General features: G+C 65.8%; 19 protein-coding genes and 2 tRNA genes. 5 read left to right on the top strand and 16 right to left on the bottom strand.

Annotated features, from left to right (window positions below):
- Nucleotides 1–222: 222 nt before the first annotated feature.
- The 3 genes from OG874_RS41665 to OG874_RS41675 all read right to left on the bottom strand — a co-directional run bounded on the left by OG874_RS41665 (nucleotide 223) and on the right by OG874_RS41675 (nucleotide 2866).
- Nucleotides 223–1041, bottom strand: coding sequence for a DUF6159 family protein (locus OG874_RS41665; protein ID WP_330252514.1), 819 nt, complete (start codon nucleotides 1039–1041; stop codon nucleotides 223–225).
- Nucleotides 1042–1126: 85 nt separating this feature from the next.
- Complete coding sequence (locus OG874_RS41670; RefSeq protein WP_330252515.1) at nucleotides 1127–2197, bottom strand: Hsp70 family protein; 1071 nt, start codon at nucleotides 2195–2197, stop codon at nucleotides 1127–1129.
- Between the two features lie 120 nt (nucleotides 2198–2317).
- The gene (locus OG874_RS41675; protein WP_442943477.1) at nucleotides 2318–2866 is read right to left on the bottom strand and encodes a MarR family winged helix-turn-helix transcriptional regulator; all 549 of its coding nucleotides are present in this window, start codon (nucleotides 2864–2866) and stop codon (nucleotides 2318–2320) included.
- Between the two features lie 221 nt (nucleotides 2867–3087).
- On the opposite strand from OG874_RS41675, the gene OG874_RS41680 reads away from it, so the two are divergent.
- Nucleotides 3088–3162, top strand: a tRNA-Cys gene (locus tag OG874_RS41680).
- A 72-nt stretch (nucleotides 3163–3234) separates the two neighbouring features.
- Here OG874_RS41680 and OG874_RS41685 read toward each other — a convergent pair.
- The 9 genes from OG874_RS41685 to OG874_RS41725 all read right to left on the bottom strand — a co-directional run bounded on the left by OG874_RS41685 (nucleotide 3235) and on the right by OG874_RS41725 (nucleotide 10926).
- Entirely contained in the window at nucleotides 3235–4287 is a 1053-nt protein-coding gene (locus OG874_RS41685) for an ABC transporter ATP-binding protein (RefSeq protein WP_330252517.1), read from the bottom strand.
- Nucleotides 4284–5837: an ABC transporter permease gene (locus tag OG874_RS41690; RefSeq protein WP_330252518.1), complete on the bottom strand. Its 1554-nt coding sequence runs from the start codon at nucleotides 5835–5837 to the stop codon at nucleotides 4284–4286. The genes OG874_RS41685 and OG874_RS41690 overlap by 4 nt, the downstream gene beginning before the upstream one ends.
- Before the next feature lie 2 nt (nucleotides 5838–5839).
- Nucleotides 5840–6859 (bottom strand): iron ABC transporter substrate-binding protein, encoded by a 1020-nt coding sequence (locus tag OG874_RS41695; RefSeq protein WP_330252519.1) that lies wholly within the window; start codon nucleotides 6857–6859, stop codon nucleotides 5840–5842.
- A gap of 126 nt (nucleotides 6860–6985) precedes the next feature.
- Complete coding sequence (locus tag OG874_RS41700; RefSeq protein ID WP_330252520.1) at nucleotides 6986–8392, bottom strand: metallophosphoesterase; 1407 nt, start codon at nucleotides 8390–8392, stop codon at nucleotides 6986–6988.
- Between the two features lie 14 nt (nucleotides 8393–8406).
- Nucleotides 8407–9126 carry an Rv0361 family membrane protein gene (locus OG874_RS41705; RefSeq protein ID WP_330252521.1) on the bottom strand — a complete coding sequence of 240 codons (720 nt, stop codon included), beginning with the start codon at nucleotides 9124–9126 and terminating at the stop codon, nucleotides 8407–8409.
- 149 nt (nucleotides 9127–9275) lie between these two features.
- Nucleotides 9276–9560: a hypothetical protein gene (locus OG874_RS41710; RefSeq protein ID WP_330252522.1), complete on the bottom strand. Its 285-nt coding sequence runs from the start codon at nucleotides 9558–9560 to the stop codon at nucleotides 9276–9278.
- A gap of 238 nt (nucleotides 9561–9798) precedes the next feature.
- A complete protein-coding gene (locus OG874_RS41715; protein ID WP_330252523.1) occupies nucleotides 9799–10041 on the bottom strand; it encodes a hypothetical protein in 243 nt (80 codons plus the stop codon).
- 259 nt (nucleotides 10042–10300) lie between these two features.
- A complete protein-coding gene (locus OG874_RS41720) occupies nucleotides 10301–10639 on the bottom strand; it encodes a hypothetical protein (protein WP_330252524.1) in 339 nt (112 codons plus the stop codon).
- A complete protein-coding gene (locus OG874_RS41725) occupies nucleotides 10636–10926 on the bottom strand; it encodes a hypothetical protein (protein WP_330252525.1) in 291 nt (96 codons plus the stop codon). Before OG874_RS41725 ends, OG874_RS41720 begins: the two co-directional genes overlap by 4 nt.
- 213 nt (nucleotides 10927–11139) lie before the next feature.
- On the opposite strand from OG874_RS41725, the gene OG874_RS41730 reads away from it, so the two are divergent.
- From OG874_RS41730 to OG874_RS41740, 3 genes are read left to right on the top strand one after another with little or no spacing between them, the layout of a single operon-like run.
- The gene (locus tag OG874_RS41730; protein WP_330252526.1) at nucleotides 11140–11478 is read left to right on the top strand and encodes a hypothetical protein; all 339 of its coding nucleotides are present in this window, start codon (nucleotides 11140–11142) and stop codon (nucleotides 11476–11478) included.
- Nucleotides 11450–11977, top strand: a complete 528-nt coding sequence (locus OG874_RS41735) for a DUF6879 family protein (protein WP_330252527.1) — start codon at nucleotides 11450–11452, stop codon at nucleotides 11975–11977. The genes OG874_RS41730 and OG874_RS41735 overlap by 29 nt, the downstream gene beginning before the upstream one ends.
- The gene (locus OG874_RS41740; RefSeq protein ID WP_330252528.1) at nucleotides 11923–12819 is read left to right on the top strand and encodes a helix-turn-helix domain-containing protein; all 897 of its coding nucleotides are present in this window, start codon (nucleotides 11923–11925) and stop codon (nucleotides 12817–12819) included. Before OG874_RS41735 ends, OG874_RS41740 begins: the two co-directional genes overlap by 55 nt.
- Before the next feature lie 136 nt (nucleotides 12820–12955).
- Here the strand turns inward: OG874_RS41740 and OG874_RS41745 are convergent, their stop codons facing one another.
- The 4 genes from OG874_RS41745 to OG874_RS41760 all read right to left on the bottom strand — a co-directional run bounded on the left by OG874_RS41745 (nucleotide 12956) and on the right by OG874_RS41760 (nucleotide 15996).
- Complete coding sequence (locus OG874_RS41745; protein WP_330252529.1) at nucleotides 12956–13498, bottom strand: DUF4352 domain-containing protein; 543 nt, start codon at nucleotides 13496–13498, stop codon at nucleotides 12956–12958.
- Nucleotides 13499–14168: 670 nt separating this feature from the next.
- Nucleotides 14169–14241 (bottom strand) — tRNA-Arg (locus OG874_RS41750).
- Between the two features lie 120 nt (nucleotides 14242–14361).
- The gene (locus tag OG874_RS41755) at nucleotides 14362–15090 is read right to left on the bottom strand and encodes a DUF305 domain-containing protein (RefSeq protein WP_330252530.1); all 729 of its coding nucleotides are present in this window, start codon (nucleotides 15088–15090) and stop codon (nucleotides 14362–14364) included.
- Nucleotides 15091–15996, bottom strand: a complete 906-nt coding sequence (locus tag OG874_RS41760) for a DUF3105 domain-containing protein (protein WP_330252531.1) — start codon at nucleotides 15994–15996, stop codon at nucleotides 15091–15093.
- A gap of 112 nt (nucleotides 15997–16108) precedes the next feature.
- On the opposite strand from OG874_RS41760, the gene argS reads away from it, so the two are divergent.
- Complete coding sequence (gene argS, locus OG874_RS41765) at nucleotides 16109–17767, top strand: arginine--tRNA ligase (protein ID WP_330252532.1); 1659 nt, start codon at nucleotides 16109–16111, stop codon at nucleotides 17765–17767.
- Nucleotides 17768–17969: the final 202 nt, after the last annotated feature.

A 17969-nucleotide genomic window follows, 5' to 3' on the forward strand; every position in this document is an offset into this window, starting at 1 on the left:
TGCCGTCCCCGAGATCTACCCACCCCGCCGACTCCGTCGGCTGCCGTCCCCGAGATCTACCCGCCCCGCCGACTCCGTCGGCTGCCGTCCCCGAGATCAACCCGCCCCGCCGACTCCGTCGGCTGCCGTCCCCGAGATCAACCCACCCCGCCGACTCCGTCGGCTACCGTCCCCGAGTGCCCGGCCGAGTGGATCTCGGCCGGGCACAGTTGTTTTCGGCTGCTATCGGCGGCGACGGAACGACTGCGACAGATCCGCCGTCGCGAAGGCGACCGGGACGTTGCCATCAGCGCTGAAGCGGTACAGCGCCGTCTGGTAGATGCCGGATACGGCCGATACCACCACCGCACTCGCGATGATCCAGGCAATGCCGAGTGCGATAACCGCAAGCGCGGCACCGGCACTCGCGCCGAACAGGACGAAGCCCGCGACGATCACCAGCACGCCGGGCAGTGCGAGCAGCACGCCGAACAGTCCGAGACCGGCATTGCCGACCAGGTTCTCGCCCCAGGTCCGCTTCAGCGCGGCCGACGAATCTTTCACCGCCGCAACGACAGTGCGATCCTCCAGCACGATCTTCGGCAGTACGAGGAAGGTGATCACCTGCCAGGCGGTTCCGGCGATGGCGGCCAGAATAGTGCCGAGGAACGGGACCCGGTCCTGCAGATAGCGCACCGCCTGCGACACCGTCGCCGATATCGCCGCCCACAGCAGGATCTGCGGCCACCGTGCACCGGCCGCACGCAGGCCACCGGCGACACTGGGATCCCCACCCTGCAATGCGATATTCGCCTGCGAGATCAACGCCGCGTTGAAGAAGATCGTGACGAAGGCCGAGACCAGGTACATCAGTCCGAACAGGACGTAGGTGGTGTTCGACGATTTGTCCCAGATACCACTGGCGATGATCGGGACGACGAACGAAATGGTGACAACAACACTCGCCGCACCCGAGAGAACCGGGAATACCGCTAATTCCTTGCGCGATTTCAATACTGCTGCCGAAGTCTTGAACATCTGCCACGAATTCGCGAATGCCATCGGTGAACTCCCCTGAAGATCAGTTGATCGGATGTGTTCACCGTAGAGAGCTCGCCACAAGATCGGCTTATGGACTTCTTAACGCTCAATTGAGCGGGGTCGGCGGAATGCCGGCCACTTCAACCGGCGTCGGCGCGTTTCCGCCATCGGGGGTCTGTGCCGCGCTGCGGTCCATGGTGAGTATCCCCGCGATGGTCGCGCCGAGCGCGACCGTAACCGCGACGGCGGCAATAAGTTTTCGACGGCCGACGGTGGTCGGTACGAGTGCGCCGGTCGTCAGTGCGCCGCTGCGCAGCCGCGCCATTCGCACATCGCCGGACGGGCGTTCCGCGGCGACCAACACCGCACCGCGCGCCGAGACGTACTCCGGCTCCGAGTCGTAGACGACCGGCAGTTCGATCATCTCGGCCAGCTCTTCGCGGATGTTCGGATTGCGCGTGCAGCCGCCGACCAGCACCAGTGCCTCCGGCTGGATGCCGGTCTGTTCGATCAGCTGGCGCACGAACGATGCCGAATGATGGATGCCCGCGGCGCACAATTCGGCGAGGTCACTGCGGGTGATCACGGCGCGTCCGCCGGAACTGGCGTCCATGGCGGTGATCACCCGGGCGCTGCTGAGCTCCTCGCGGTGCCGACGGCTGGTCAATTTATCGGTGAGCACACCGCCGCGGGCCAGCTGCCAGCGCAGCAGTGCGTCGTAGCCGTCGCCGCCGAGTACTGTGCTGCGTTTGCTGGAAAGGATGGTGTCGGTGCGGCAGTCGGCGTGGGTGATGGTCAGGCCGGAGCTGCCGAGGTCGTAGAGGATCACCGAGCCGCTGGTGGGCAGTCGGCCGGTGAACCGCAGGTAGCGCAGCTGGGCCAGCGGTTCGTCGATGATGGTGAGCCTGGTCCGGCCCGCGGTGGCCCGGATGGCGTCGGCGTGCAGCGGGCAGCGACAGGTCACCGCGGTTCCGGTGATCAGCTCGTCGCGCCGGTCGGCGGCCGCGCGCATCTGGCGGATCGCCTCGAAGACCGGTTCCTCGACCCCACCACCCGCCCGACGCGGCACCTGGCATCGATCGATCGGGGGAAGATGCGGCTGATCGGAATGCGTCAGCATCGCGCGGGCACCACCAGCGCCCGCCGATACCCCCAAGACCAGCACCATGGACTCCATGGTGGACTCTTTCGAGTCCGCTGCCAAGACGGCGGGGCGGGGAATTCGCTAGTTGGATGCCAGACCGTTACCGGGGATTCGTTGGTGCGGTGTAATAGACCGACCGGTTGGCGCGGTTCGTCAGTGTTCGTGTGCCGACCAGTGCGCGGATTCCGCGCCGGTATCGAAGTCGCCAGCGGCGTGCCGGAATTCCGCGAGCAACTGCAGCAGAGTGTGCAGCCGATCCGGCGGCAAACCCGGCAGCGCAAAGACTTTCGCGTTGAGTTCCTCGGTCGCCTTGGCGACCAATTCCTTTCCGGCAGTGGTGATTTCGATGAGCGTGGCGCGCCGGTCGCTGGGGTGCGGCACGCGCTCGACGAGCTTCGCGGCCTCGAGTCGGTCGACGGTATTCGTCACGCTGGTCGGGTGCACCTGCAGGCGCGCGCTGGCCTTCGCCATCGGCAGTGCACCTGTCTTGCTGAAAGCCAGCAACATGAGAAGCTCATATCGGGAGAAAGTCAGACCGGTTGGTTTCAAGGCCTCGTCCACCCGAGCCATCACGATTTGCTGGGCCCGCACCAGCGAGGTCACCGCTGCCATCCCGTCGGCGACATCGCCCCAGCCGTGGCCGACCCATTGGCGGTGGGCCTCCTCGATCGGATCCGTCGGAAGTGGTCGTGGCCGTGACATGGTTTCGATCATTGCATGCTCCCCCGCCTCCCCGGACCTTCAGCCGACTGGTGAGTGCAACGAAGGTTGCAGTGCGGACCGGCGGTTGAGTGCCTGGCTGAGGTTTGGGCGTACCCGGTGAGTTACCTGTCCTTGCGAAATCAGTTGTTGCTTACCTGTTCAGATCACTGTGAGTGCAACCGTGGGCAATTCGATGAGGCGACGGCAATATTCATGGCGAGGCGGGCGTGGCTGAGTGGTTGAGGCAACGGTCTGCAAAGCCGTTTACGCGGGTTCAATTCCCGCCGCTCGCTCCAAGGAAATGGGTGCGCCTGCATGGGTGCCCGGCTCGGTGATACGCCACCGCCGAGCCGGGTGTCCCATGGTTTTCAGGCCGCCGCTTCATAGGCCACGGCGGTGCCGATCACATCCAGGTGGACGCGCTGGCCCGCGGTCGGCGCGGAAACACTGGCCCGGCGCACCCGTACCGGGTCGGCATCCCCGTCCAGTGCGATGGTCAGCATGACGTCCGCGCCGCGGAACTCCACGTCGCGCACGATGCCGCTGCTCGGTTCGCTATCCGAAACAACCTGCGCCACAAGCTGTTCCGGCCGGATCATAATGGTCGTCTGGCCGGACGGCGCGGCCTTCTGCACCGGGATCCGCCCGAGCGCGCACTTGGCCACCTCGCCGTCGACCACCGCGTCGAGCAATACGCAGTCCCCCAGGAACTTCGCGGTGAACAGGTCGGTGGGTGCGGCATAGACCTGCTCCGGAGCGCCGACCTGGGTGAAAACGCCCTCGCGCATGACCGCGACCTGCTCGGCGAAGCAGAGCGCCTCCTCTTGGTCGTGGGTGACCAGGATGCTGGTCATACCCGCGGCGCGCAGCGTCTCGGCGACGGCCTGGCGGGTGGTGGCGCGCAGTCCGGCATCGAGGGCGCTGAAAGGCTCATCGAGCAGCATGACGTCGGGCTTGCGCGCGAGTGCCCGAGCGAGGGCCACGCGCTGCTGCTGGCCACCGGAGAGCTGATGGGGGCGGCGATCGGCATAGGACGGATCGAGCGAGACCATCTCCAGCAGTTCACGCACCCGATTCGCGCCGCGCCGCAGCCCACCGAAGCCGCCGCGCAGGCCGTAGGCGATGTTCTGGCCGACCGTCAGATGCGGGAACAGCGCGCCGTCCTGCGCGACGTAACCGACATTGCGCCGCTGCGGCGGCACCGAGAATCGATCCCGGGTCACCGTTTGCGCGCCGATGGCGACCGAACCCGCATCCGGACACTCGAATCCGGCGATGACCCGAAGCAGCGTCGTCTTCCCGCACCCCGACGAGCCGACCACCGCGGTCGAACCACCGTCGGGCACTTCCAGACTGATCCCGCCGAGCACTCGATGCTGGCCGAAGGTCTTCGAAACATCCGCCACGACAAGCTGACTCATAACCCGGCCGCCTTCCTGGATTGGGTGAACAGCAGATATGTCACCGGAATCGCGGCGACGATCATGATCAGTGCGTAGGGGGCGGCCGCGGCGTAATCCAATTCGCCCGACAGCGACCAGAATCGCATCGCCAGCGTGCGAGTTCCGCTGGGCGCCAACAGCAATGTCGCGGTCAATTCGGTCGCGACGGCCACGAAGACGAGCGCGCCGGCCGCCGCCGCGGCGGGCGCGGTCAGCCGCAGTGTGACGCGAAAGAAGGTGACCGGACCGGACTTTCCGAGCGAGCGCGACACTTCCTCCAGTCCGATCGGCACCTGCGCCAGCCCGGCGCGCACGCTCACCAAAGCCCGTGGCAGGAACATCAGCACATAGGCCGCGACGACCATGGTCACCGTTTGATACAGCGGCGGCGCCCACCGAATGGTGACGGTCACCATGGCCAGTGCGATCACGATGCCCGGCAGAGCGCTGGTGATGTAGTTGGCGCCCTCCACGATTCGGGCGAACGCCGAGGTGGCGCGGACCGCGATCCAGGCCACCGGAAATGCGCACAGCGTGGTGAGCACCGCGGCCAGCGCCGCGAGTCCGATGGTCTGCCCGAGCGCCGTGCCGATCTCGGTGAGATCCCAAACCTTCGCGCCACCGATGCGCAGCCACCGCACGATGGTCCACATCGGCACCCCGATCGAACCGACCACGACCGCGGCCAAGGCGATCAGGACCGGAACAACGCTGGGCCCCAAGGCGACTCGGGCCGCCGCGCGTGGTGCACCGCTGCCGATCCTGGCGTAGCGCGCTTTACCGCGCGCTCCTGCCTCGACCGCGAGCAGCACCAGGCAGCACAGCACCAATACACCGGCCAGCATGCTGCCCGCCGGTCCGGCGAAACTGGATTGGTACTGCTCGAAGATCGCGGTGGTGAAGGTGTCGAACCGGATCATTACGAATGCTCCGTACTCGGCGAGCAGATGCAGTGCGATCAGCAGCCCACCACCGAGGATGGCCAACCGCAACTGCGGCAATACGATTCGGGCGAAGACCGCGACCGGACCGGAGCCGAGCGCGCGCGCCGACTCCTCCACCGCCGGATCGAGGCGACGTAGCGTGGCCGCAGCCGGCAGGTACACCAGCGGGAAATACGACATCGTGGAGATCACCACGCCGGCCGACAGCCCGTGCATGGTCGGGAAGACACTGACCCAGCCGTAGCTGTTCACGAACGCGGGCACGGCGAGCGGAGCCGCGAAAACCGGCCCCCACCACGCCGCGCCCGGTACATTCGTCCGCTCGACCACCCAGGCCAGCCCGACGCCGAGCACCACGCAGATGGGCACGGTGACCACCACGAGTCCGGTCGTATTGCGCAGCAGGTCACCGACTCTGGGGCGGAATACCAGGTGTGCGGCCTCATGCAGGCCGGTCGAGAAGATGGTGGACACGATGTAGCCGAGCGGCACGAACGTCGCCGCCACCAACAGCAGGGCGACGGTCGTGACGAGGGGCCCGGGTCTTCCGACCCGGGGTGCGACGACAGCGGTCCGAAGGGCCATGACTAGAGCAGACCCGCCTCGGTCATCAGCGCCGTCACCTTCTTGGCGTCGAGCTTGCTCGGGTCGACGGCCGGTGCCTGCAGCGAGGCCAGCGGCGGCAGCGCCGGATTGGCCGCGATACCACTGGCGACCGGGTACTCCATCGAGTCGCCGTCGCGCAGGATCTCCTGTCCGGTCTTGCCGGTGATGAACGCCAGGAACTTCTGCGCCGACTCCTGCTTCTTACTCGATTTCAGCACGCCGCCACCGGAAACCGAGACGAAGGCGCCGGGATCCTGGTTCTTGAAGTAGTGCAGCGCGGTGTTGTTGCTGCTCTCCTTGGTGTTGGCCTGGTCGCGGTACCAGTAGTAGTGGTAGATCACGCCGCCGTCGGGCTGGCCGGAGTTGACCGCCTTCATGGTGGCGACATTGTTCGGGAACGCGGTGGCGTTGTCCTTCATGCCCTTGAGCCAGGCCTTGGTCGCATCCTCACCCTTCAGGGCGAGCAGACCCGCGACGATGGCCTGGAAGTCGGCGCCCGAAACGCCGGCACCCCAGCGGCCCTTCCACTGCGGCTGCGCCAGATCCAGCAGCGAGGCGGGCAGCTGGTCGGCCGCGACCTTGTCCTTGTTGTAGACGAAAACCGTTGAGCGGGCGGCGATTCCGGTCCACTTGCCGGTAGACGGGCGGAACTGCGCCGGCACCTGGTCCAGGGTCTGCTTGTCCAGGTCGGCGAAGAGTCCGGCGTTCTCCACCAGCGCCATGGCGGGGGAGTTCTCGGTGAGGAAGACATCGGCCGGAGAGGCGGCGCCCTCGGCGACCAGCTGGTTGCCCAGGTCGGTGTCGCCGCCCTGCCGCAACGTGACCTTGATGCCGGTCTCCTTGGTGAACGCGTCCACCCATTCCTTGGTGAGAGATTCGTGCTGCGCGTTGTAGACGGTGATCTCGTTCTTGTCGTCCGAGGAATTCGAGCAGGCCGCCACGCCGAGCGCTGCTACGGCGACGGCTAAAGCCGCGGAAATCGATTTCCATCTGATCGGCATGTTCGAGTCCTTCCGACGCGTGCAAGGTTTCACTTCATATGATGAGGCTTACCTAAGCAAGATACCGCGTTCGACGTGCGCGGATGATATCGGTATAGCCGCGGCCGGCGCGATCTTCCGCAGCGGTCAGGACAATCCCGAGAAGTCCCGCAGCACAACGTGATTGCGGTCGGCGAAGGTGCCAAGGGTGTAATCCGGCAACAGTCCGAAGTATTCGCCGCGGGTGGTCGCGCTCCATTGGCAGGCGGCCGCGGTGCGGGTTTTGTAGAAGTTGATCATGTACCCGCCCTCGTACAGGCGCAGCAGGCTGTAGCCGCCCGGATACTCCTTGACTGCGGCCACCTCCAGGAACTCGACCGCGCAGGTGGTGTCGGGACGGGTGCGGCGGTTGCGGTGGGTATGGCCGCTGTGCTGCAGGAATACGCCAGGGGCACGTTCGTAGAGCGTCTGGAGTTCGAGGCTGTCGGGGCGGTTGAGGACGAAACCCGGTCCGGCGGTATTGGTCAGCCCGGACTCGATGGTCACGGGGTGGTGGCCGAATACCAGCGTCGGGCGGTCCGGATCGTCGCGCAGTAGTTCGGCCAGCCGGTCGAATTGCGGGCGCTCGATACTGCCGCCCGAACCGTCGAGTTCACTGGTGTCCAGACCGAGTAAACGCAGGCCACGCGTCTCGTGCTCGATCAGCTGCTGACGTGGATGGAATTCCGCGGCCCAACAGTCGTAGTGATCCGCGGGCGCGGGCGCGCAGCCCTGATAGTCCGATCCGACGTGCGGGCGGTCGTGATTGCCGCGCACGGCGAGGTAGTCGCGGCCCTGTGTACCCCACGCGTCGAGGTGTGCGCGGACTCCGCGCGATTCCTCGGGTTTCGCCTCGGCGGTGAGATCGCCCGCGATCAGCAGTGTGCCGGCGCCGCGGTCAGGGCGGCGCAGATCATCGAGCAGTGCGGCCAGCATCACCTCCGGATACGGCGGCAGCCCCGGCTCCTGCCGAAAGCCCGGCGGCACGTTGTCGACGATGAGTCCGCTCACCCGCTCGCCGTAGTGCACGTCGTTGGCGAGGGCGAGGGTGCGCAGCGGGCGGCCCGGCGGTGGTGTCAGGGTGGTGAACTCGCCGGTGGATTCCGGACTTCCAGGTGCCAGGGTGGTCAATGAGAGGGCGGGCGCGGCCCTCGCGCCGTTCGACCAGGCCTCGAAGCGGTAGGCGCGGCCCGGTTCGAGACCATCGATCTGCGCATAGTGGAACGGGGTGCGCTCGTCCTCGGCGTAGGCCGTCGCCGGAGCCAGTGGCGAGTCCGCTGGGCCCAGGCGCACTTCGGCGTCGGTATCGACCGGCAGCAGTCGCCCGGCTGGATCGGGGGCCACCGTCGTCCAGGTGAGGATCACCGATCGATCGGTGACGGTGACGACTTCCAGATCGGTTGCCAAGAGTGGATTCGGTTGGGCCCGAACCGAAATCGGGTCGGCAACGGCGGTGAGTGCGGCCAGCCCGACTGCGCTGAGGAAGGTCCGGCGCGACGATCCGCAGCAGCTCATCCGACGAGATTACGTCAGTTCTTACCCGACTCCGCCGAGCAGACCTTCCACTTACCGTCTTCCTTTTTCAGGTGCTCGGTGGTGCCGGTGTCGGTATCGGGCACCTCGCCCGGAATCGTCAGCGTGAGTTTGCCGGTGATCTTGGCGGTGGCCCGGTCGCCGGTGATGACGATGTTGTCGATCTTGTCGATGCTGACGTCGATCTTGGCGGTATCGAAATCCTTCTTCTGCTCTTCGGTCAATGTGTCGAACTCCGCGCGATCGGCCGTGCACGCCTTGGCTGCCGCGGCGGCGAAACCATCCGACCCGAGTGTGTCGTAGAAGTCGTGGATCGCCACCTGGATCTTCTTCTCGTCCGAGGCCAGCGGCGTTTTACCCTGCACGGTCAGCAGCACGCCCGCGGCCACCGCACCGGCGATGACGAGCACCAGCACCAGCAGTCCGATGATCAGTCCCGTCCGGCGCTTCTTCGGCGGTCCCTGGTAACCCGGCGGGGGATAGCCGCCCGGACCGCCCGGCGGTGGGTAACCTTGGCCGCCTTGCGGAGGTGGATAGCCCTGGCCGCCTTGCGGCGGTGGGTATCCCGGCCCGCCCTGCGGCGGATATCCGTACGGTTGCTGTGGTTGACCGTACGGTTGCTGAGGTTGTCCGTACGGTTGCTGCGGTTGTCCGTAGCCCTGCCCCGGCTGCTGCGGATCTCCGAATGGCGGCTGCCCGCCCGGCGGATATGTCATCGTCCCGTCCTCCCGCTCACACCCCGGTCTGACTGGAAGATTACGGCAACTCGGGCTAGGTGAACCGAACATCGGCCGACAGTCGCGCGCCCCGGTGCACAACGCGAACGGCCCCGTATCCACTGGACACGGGGCCGTCGGGGCGACGGTTACTGGGCGGGCGGCTGGCACTGCGGCGGCGGACCCTGCTGGTCACCCGGGGGCGGACCCTGGTGATCGCCAGGAGGCGGACCCTGCTGGTCACCGGGCGGCGGTCCCTGGTGATCGCCGGGAGGCGGACCCTGGTGGTCACCGGGCGGCGGCGGACACTGCTGCCCCGACGCGGGTGCCTGCGGCGGCTGATCCGCACTCGCGACGCCCGCACCGACACCCAGCAGCCCGAGCGCCACCGCACCGGCCGCAGCGGTCGTCACCAGCTTCGACTTGAAACCCATCAACGGTTCCTCCTGTTCTCGGATCTCGATCCGAAACCATCGGCCGGCAACTACCGCCCGACCCGAGAATCGTTGCGGCCCAACATGGGCTTCCGATTGGCGCAACATAAGCGCCAGCTGTGTGCGTACCCGCTGCGCCGGATCCGTACCCGACGCCGCAGAATCCGCGACCCCCGATCGGGATCAGCAGTTGTCCTCGAGTGTGCTTTCGGTTGACAACCGGCGCGTCGCCCACGTGTCATGGCCATTGATTGAGCCGAGAGCAAGACAGCTTCGGGCTTCCGTCCGGATTCGCCTCTGATTCCGGCCAGTTGGCGGAGTCGCTGCCTTTGCACGCGCTGTTGTCGTTGTTGGGGTCGACGTGCCCGAACAGGCACGGTCCGTTGACCGGTGTCGGTGCCGCGTCGGCTGGCGGGGTGATCGCACCGAACAGCGATGCGGTGATCGCGCACGCCGCGAGGGCGGCTCTGATGATCTTCACTTGTTTCCTCCATCAGGGATTCCAAGAAGACGGCCCGGCCCTCACGCACGAGGGTCGGGCCGCCTTTTGGTGTTCAGAGCTACTACTTGTGGCTCGGCGGCAGTTATCGCCCCCACGGCCGAATTACGTCGTCGCCTCGGTCTTCGCGCGGGTCTTGATTCCAGTTGTCGTGGTTGTTGCCATCCGGTCCTGGGTCCTCCACTCGTGCCACCATCTTGTTGGTCACCTCCCTTCGAGCGTCGTTGCTTTCCAGCGGGGGTTATGCACCGTCCACGTCGACAAACCGAAACGGAGCGTGTGGCGCGTAGGTCTCTGCGGGGCTGACCGTGTTCAGCTCGCACTGCTGCACAAGTCGTTTCGGCACTTGGCCGCCGAAGTGTTCGAGACTCGGCGCGATCACCGCGTCGACATCGAGGGCTTGGACCACGTTGACCAGCCGCCCCTCTGGGTCGACGGTCTCGGCACCGAACGTCACGGTCTTGGCGAGGTCGTAGCCGAGACGTTTTGCGCGGCTGCGGATTTGAATCTCATCCCAGTCTTGGGAGACACCTGAGATGTCCTTGCGCAGGTAACCGATCGCGGTGGGTGTTGCCCTCACTGTCCTGCCCCGTTCATGCTCACGATGGCAGCGCCGTCGCACGGCAGGAATTCGCGGTACGGCCGCGCGTTGATCACCGATCGCCCGCGATCGGTGATCCGCCAGCCAACCGGGACTGTGCGGGAACCGTGGGCGAGACCGGAGTCGGCGAGCCCTTGCAGCGCTGCCCGCGTGGCAGCCTCGGCGCGACCCGCGTGGCCGCACAGTTCGCGCACGGTCAGCGCTTGCGCGGGTTCCAGAATCGCCAGTGCGGCCAACACTTTGGCCTGTGGCTCAGTGAGCGCCATCTCGCACCCTCCGTCGTCGATGGTGAGGCAGCCCGCGACCGGGACTGGGCCCGGCCACGGGCGCCACCTCGGACGGTACGAATCCGGCCACCACCAGGGCCATGAGTTTGCAAAAATTTGGAAGAATTCGCGATTTGCCAATCGGTTTCTTGCACAGGGCGGATGATCGGAAGGTGCGGAAACACCGCGCGATTCACAACTAAGGGGGCCGACATGCGGCTGACATTCCTTGGCAAGGGCGGGTCCGGAGATCGCGACTGCCCGACCCTGTACGCCACCGACCAGGACAGTTTTCTTGTCCAGGGATGGCAAACCGACCAGGCTGGCACTATCGAAATCCCTCACCTGCTACCAGGATTCGCCGATCCGGATACGTTCATCGGTGCGACGATGACCGATACCGGCCGCGGTACCTTCCGCCTGTCGGGCCGCCCCGTCACCGACGACGAAACACTCGGTCGGCTCACACTGGCCGTCGACGAGACCGCGATCGAGGTGCCGAAGCTAGAGAGGACGTTCTACGGTGCTGCTAGTCCACGGACCCGCCACTGATGACCTGTTCCGCAAGTGTCGGCGCGAGGCATTTCACCTCGAGGTGCGCGACTCCTACGCGGTGGCGTCGGAATCGGAAGGCCTGAGACGGTTCCTCGCGGGCGAGCCCGACTCGACCGACTACGGCCAACGGCCGTGGGCGCAATTCATGCGGGAGACGGTCGGGCGCGGTGTCACAGTGCGTAGGGTGCGTGTCGTGACCGTCCCGCACTCCGACTATCAACGGTGGTTGCTGTCGATCACGGTGAGCAACGTCGCCGCCGGCGAAGACATCCGATATGTCCCGCGGCACCATGCCGGGGACGTTCCGCCCGATGACTGGTGGCTGTTCGACGACGAGCTCGTCGCGTTCAATCTCGTCGACCAGGACGGGCGGCCCGCGGGGATGGCCGTTACTTCTGACCTGGAGATCGTCGACCAGTGCCGGGGTGTACGAGACCGGTTATGGGCGCTGGCAACGCCGTACGCCGACTACCTCAACTCCGTCGACACCAGGTGACGAACGCCGCTCGAGATGCTCGGGAGGCTCTCGGCCAACGCTTGCGCGAGATTCGGCGTAGGGCAGGGCTTTCCGGGCGTCAGCTCGCCGCGCTGGCAGACTGGCACGAATCGAAGATATCCAAACTCGAATACGGCAAGCTGCGCGCCTCTGACGCCGACGTCCGCGCCTACTGCGCCCATGCTGGTGCCGAGGATGAACTCGCGGACCTGCTCGCCACCCTGCACAACATCGACGCCGCCTACATGGAAATGCGACGCCTGCTCAGCACTGGGACCGGGCGCAGCCAAGATAAACTGGTCAAGCTGGCCGAGAAGACCCGGCTGACGCGTACCTATCAGAACGTCCTGATCCCAGGAATTTTGCAGACTCCCGAGTATGCGCGAGCGATCCTCGAGCGGTCTATCACGCGGCACCGACTCCCGGACGATATCGACGCAGGCATCGCCAAGCGCATGGAGCGTCAGCAATTCCTTTACCACGGCGACCGCCGGTTTCACGTCCTGTTAGCCGAGCAGGCGCTACTGACCACCGTCGGCAACGATTCGGTGATGATCGGCCAGCTCGACCGCCTGCTCGTCGCCGCCGGCCTCCCGCGTGTCACCCTCGGCATCGTCCCGGCCGCCGCTGAGATTCCTCAGCAGACAACCAATTTCGTGATGTTCGACGACCGCATGACCACCGTGGAAACCATCACGGCCGAGCTGACCATCACCCAGCCACGCGAGATCGCGACCTACGGGCGAACGTTCGACATGCTCGCCGAATTGTCCGTCACCGGTGACATTGCCCGCGCGTTGATCCTGGCCGCAGTCGATCGCAGACGAACGGCGTCTCAGTAGCGCGGCACTCATCAGGGCCGCGCTGGAGCGCTGCGTCTGACTCGAGCAAGCGAAAGCCCGATCCGGAAGGGACCGGATCGGGCTCTCATACTTTATCGATGTCAGGTCGGTTGTTGCCGCAATAACCTCAGCGCGGTTACTTCAGAGCTACTCGGACACCGCCAGAAAACGCCGAATCGTGGAACTCGATGGCAGCGGGAACGGCTCCCTGAGGGACGTCGAAGGCGATGATCACCGCGAGCTTGTTACCGGGGTTGATGTCTGCGGAAAGTTGAGTGTTCAGATTGATCTCAGCCTCGACATCGTTGGTGAACTCGCGGCCCTGATCGTCGATCAGTTGCTGGTTACCGCCGAAATAGCTGCGAGGCTTGTCGCCGATGTTGCTGACCGTGACATGGATCAAGATGTATTCGCCCTGAGCTTCTTTCCGCAGGAATTGGTTGTCGCCCACAGCGTTCACCGGCGGATCGACTCGAGTCACGACGAATGCGAATTTGCCATCGCGAACCTCCGAACCTGGCGCGGCTACCGATGATGTGCCGGGAGCCTTGGTCGGTGCAGCCGCAGCCGGTGCTGGCTGACCCGGTGCCGTCACGCTCGAAGTGCCCGCGTCGGTTTTCGGGGAGTCTTTGGCCGATAGGCCGACGATTCCGAAGCACCCGCCGCAGAGCAGGATCACAGCACCGATGAGAATCCATGGCCATACGGGTGCCTTCTTGCGTGGCGGCTGCGGAGGTCGATATCCGTATTGGGGTGGTGGCGGCCCGTACTGGGGTTGCCCATGGGGTGGCTGACCCTGGTTTGGCTGCTGGGGTGGATAGGGCTGGCTCGGTCCGGTCATGTTGTCCCCCTTGCGGGTTGAGTTCGCGAGAGTGGGTGATCCCCCGCGATGACAGCCCGATTGCGGGCTGTTGGCTGGACATACACGTGCGGTCGAGTGCTGTTACGAGGCCCGTGGCGAGTCGATATCGACTCGCCGGGATTTGGATTTCAGGCGCCATGTCTCGTGAGCCGTGCAGTCGCGCGAGGAGACTCGGCGCAGAGCCATGGGGAGCCTCCTGTAGCTGTGGGCGCAGCTCGGACCGATCTCGTATCGTCATATGCGGCTGCGTGATGCTCGTCACTCGTGCGGGACGACTATGCATCTTCGGAAGGTTCCGATGGCGGGGTCGCGCTGTGGCTCGGGCACGCGGATGCCGTCGTGACGGCGGGGATTGCACGCACTCCCAAGAGGATGCTGCGGTTGCAGCGGCGAAGACTTCGGGACAGGTTGTGTCATCGATGCCGGTCGAGCCGTGGAACGGAAAAGGCCCTGACCGGGAACATGCCGGTCAGGGCCTTTTCAGATGTGCCCTCGGCAGGATTCGAACCTGCGGCCTTCTGCTCCGGAGGCAGACGCTCTATCCCCTGAGCTACGAGGGCGGGATAGATCTCGAACGGTGTGGCCGTTCGGGCGGGGCCAAGCGTATCGCATCGAGTGGCGTGTGCCAAAAAGTGTGTCGGGCCGGGGGGTTTCGCTTCCGCCCAGCCCGACACACCAGGTCAGTTCAGCGGTAGCGGTGTCGCGTTGCGGGCGGTGAGCATGGTGGTCATCAGTTGGGCTTCGCCGCGCTGAGTGGTCTCCATGGTCGCGGCCAGGGTGCGCACGGCGGTGGTTTCGGCGTGCTGGGCGGCGTACTGGATCATCGTGAGTCCGCCCTGGTGGTGGCGCAGCATCAACTGCAGGAACATCGTGTCCAGAGCAGTGCCGGTGGCCTGGCGCAGCGCGGTCATCTCGGCGGTGGTCGCCATGCCGGGCATGGTGGCCGACGGACCGGACATGGTGTGGCCGGAGGTGGCGCCCGCGCCGGAGTGCTCGTGGCCGGACTGTTCGGTCATCCAGCCCATGTAGCCGTCGATATTCTGATTCGGCTTGCCCCACAGCTGCAGCCAGCCCTGCATGCGACCGATCTGGTTCTGCTGCGAGGTCAGGATGTCGTAGGCCAGCCGTCGCACATCGTTGTCGGTGGAGCCGATCAGCGCGACGCCCGCCATCTCCACGGCCTGCGCGTGATGGGCGGACATGTCCTGGCTGAATCCGACGTCGACCGCGCTCGGATCGGGTTCGGTGCCGCTGTTCAGCGGCAGCCGGGCCAGTACCCCGATGGCGAAACCGATCAGCAGGATGCCGATCGCGCCGAGCACGAACAACGGTGTGCGCTGCCTGCGGGCCTGGGCGCCGAAACCCGTTTCGCTGTGCACATTCGGCTCGATCTCGGTGTCGGCGGGCATCTACTGGCCTTCCGCGGGTTGCGTCGGGACTCCAGGAATGCTGGGCACACCGGGGATATCGGGCATCCCGGGAACGCCGCCGGGCATCCCGCCGCCGCTGAGCTCGGTCTGATCCTGCTGCAGCCCCTTACCGTCCATCGGCACCGCATTGGGTCCGGGCGGTGTCGGGTCGTACGGCAACGGGTTCTCGGCGTCGAAGGTCGGGTTCGAGCAGCTCGCGCCGACCTCGGGGTAGACGCCGTACGAGTTCTCCCGCAACGCGGTGATGAACTGGTTGATCCGCTTGTCGTCGGCGCTGTCCAGCTTCAACTGGTGGCCCCACGATTGCAGCGACACCGCCGACTGCAGGCCGGGGAACGGCGACATCAGCGTGTAGCCCTTCCCGACGACCTTCTGCTTCAGCGTGTCGATACCGGCCGCGTCGACCTTGTCGGGGTTGTAGGTGATCCACACCGCACCGTGCTCCAGCGAGTGCACTGCGTTCTCCACCCGAATCGGCTTGCTGTAGACGATGCCCATGCAGTTCGCCCACGCCTGGTCGTGCGGTCCGCCGAACGGCGGCGTCTGGTCGTAGGCCACCCGCTGCGTACCCGAGACGTGCAGGCCGGCCGGATACTCCTTCTTGGTGACCCCGGGGATCTGATCCGACGGGTCCTTCTTCTGCGCGGTCGGCGTGTACTTCTCGAGCTCGGCCTTGTCCCGGTATTTCGGGACCAGACTGAACGCGAGGGCCCCGATCAGCGCGACGATCACCACGGCGGCGCCGATGACCAGCCACGGAATCTGGCGTTTCTTCAACGGGCCCTTGCCCATCGGAACCTTGCCGCCGTCTTTTTTGCGGGACGGCGAGACCTTCCCTGCGGCCCGGACGGCCTTGGCCGATTTGGCGCTCGTGCTGCTCGGCATAGCTCGCTGTGCTCTTTCCACGTGTAGATCCATGGCGCTGGGTGGTTGCGGAGGGCTCCGCCGAGGTGCCCACTCGAGGCGTTCACCTGCCCAGACCATAGGATAGAGACTCGTGACTCCAGCTGACCTTGCAGATCTCCTTCGCGCGACCGCGGCGAAGGTGCTTGTCGAACGTGGACTGGACCCAGCGGTCCTGCCCGACGAGGTCAACGTGGAGCGCCCCCGTAATCCGGAACATGGCGACTATGCCACGAATGTGGCCATGCAGGTAGGTAAGAAGGCCGGAACGAATCCGCGCGAGTTGGCGACCTGGCTCGCCGAGGCGCTCGCCACCGCCGATGCCGTCGACACCGCCGAGGTCGCCGGTCCCGGTTTCCTGAACATCCGCCTCGCCGCCTCCGCGCAGGGCGCGATTCTGCAGCAGGTGTTGACCGCGGGTGCGAGCTACGGCACCTCGGACACCCTGAAGGGCACCCGGATCAACCTGGAATTCGTCTCGGCCAATCCGACCGGTCCGGTGCATCTGGGCGGTACCCGCTGGGCCTCCGTCGGTGACGCACTCGGCCGAATTCTGGCCGCCCAGGGCGCCGAGGTGACCCGCGAGTACTACTTCAACGATCACGGCGCGCAGATCGACCGTTTCGCCAAGTCGCTGGTCGCCGCCGCCACCGGCGCGCCGACCCCGGAGAACGGTTACGCGGGCGAGTACATCGGCGAGATCGCCGCCAAGATCGTCGCTACCCATCCGCAAGCGCCGACGCTGCCGGAACAGGAGCAGTTGGAGCTGTTCCGCGCCGAGGGCGTCGAGTTGATGTTCGCCCACATCAAGGAGTCGCTGCACGAGTTCGGCACCGACTTCGACGTGTACTTCAATGAGAGTTCGCTGTTCGAGTCCGGCGCGGTCGAGCAGGCCGTCGCCAAACTCAAGGACTCCGGCGATCTCTACGAGAAGGACGGGGCCTGGTGGATCGCCAGCTCCGAATACGGCGACGATCAGGACCGCGTGGTCCTCAAGAGCGACGGCAATGCCGCCTACATCGCCGGTGATATCGCCTACTTCCAGAACAAGCGCTCGCGCGGCTTCGATCTGTGCATCTATATGCTCGGCGCCGACCATCACGGCTACATCGGCCGGTTGAAGGCCGCCGCGGCCGCGTTCGGCGACGATCCGGCCACCGTCGAGGTGCTCATCGGCCAGATGGTGAATCTCGTCAAAGACGGTGTCGCCGTGCGGATGAGTAAGCGCGCAGGCACCGTGGTGACCCTCGACGATCTGGTCGAGGCGATCGGCATCGATGCCTCGCGGTACTCGCTGGTGCGCAGTTCGGTGAACTCGAGCATCGATATCGACCTGAACCTGTGGACCAGTCAGAGCAACGAAAACCCGGTCTACTACGTGCAATACGCGCACGCGCGCACCGCGTCCATCGCGCGCAACGCCGCCGAATTCGAATACGACACGGTGACACCGGATTTCGGTCTGCTCACCGCCGACGAAGAGGGCGAACTCATCCGCACCATCGGCGAGTACCCGCGTGCACTCGCCAGCGCCGCGAGCCTGCGCGAACCGCACCGGGTGGCCAGGTATCTGGAGGAATTGGCCGGTGCCTACCACCGGTTCCAGACCAACAAGAACCTGCGCGTACTGCCGCTCGGCGACGAACCCGTCACCCCGACCAATGCCGCCAGGCTCGCCCTGGCCAATGCCACCCGTCAGGTGCTGAGCAACGGCCTCGCGCTGCTCGGCGTTAGTGCACCGGAGCGCATGTGATCGAGCGAAGCGAGACAATGGGCACAGCGCCTGGGGCGGTCGCGATGGAGCCGAGCGTTGGCGAGGTGGAGTCGATCGAGCGAAGCGAGACAATGGGCACAGCGCCTGGGGCGGTCGCGACGGAGCCGAGCGTTGGCGAGGTGGAGTCGATCGAGCGAAGCGAGACAATGGGCACAGCGCCTGGGGCGGTCGCGACGGAGCC

The sequence above is a fragment of the Nocardia sp. NBC_00565 genome (assembly GCF_036345915.1).
Taxonomy (GTDB): domain Bacteria; phylum Actinomycetota; class Actinomycetes; order Mycobacteriales; family Mycobacteriaceae; genus Nocardia.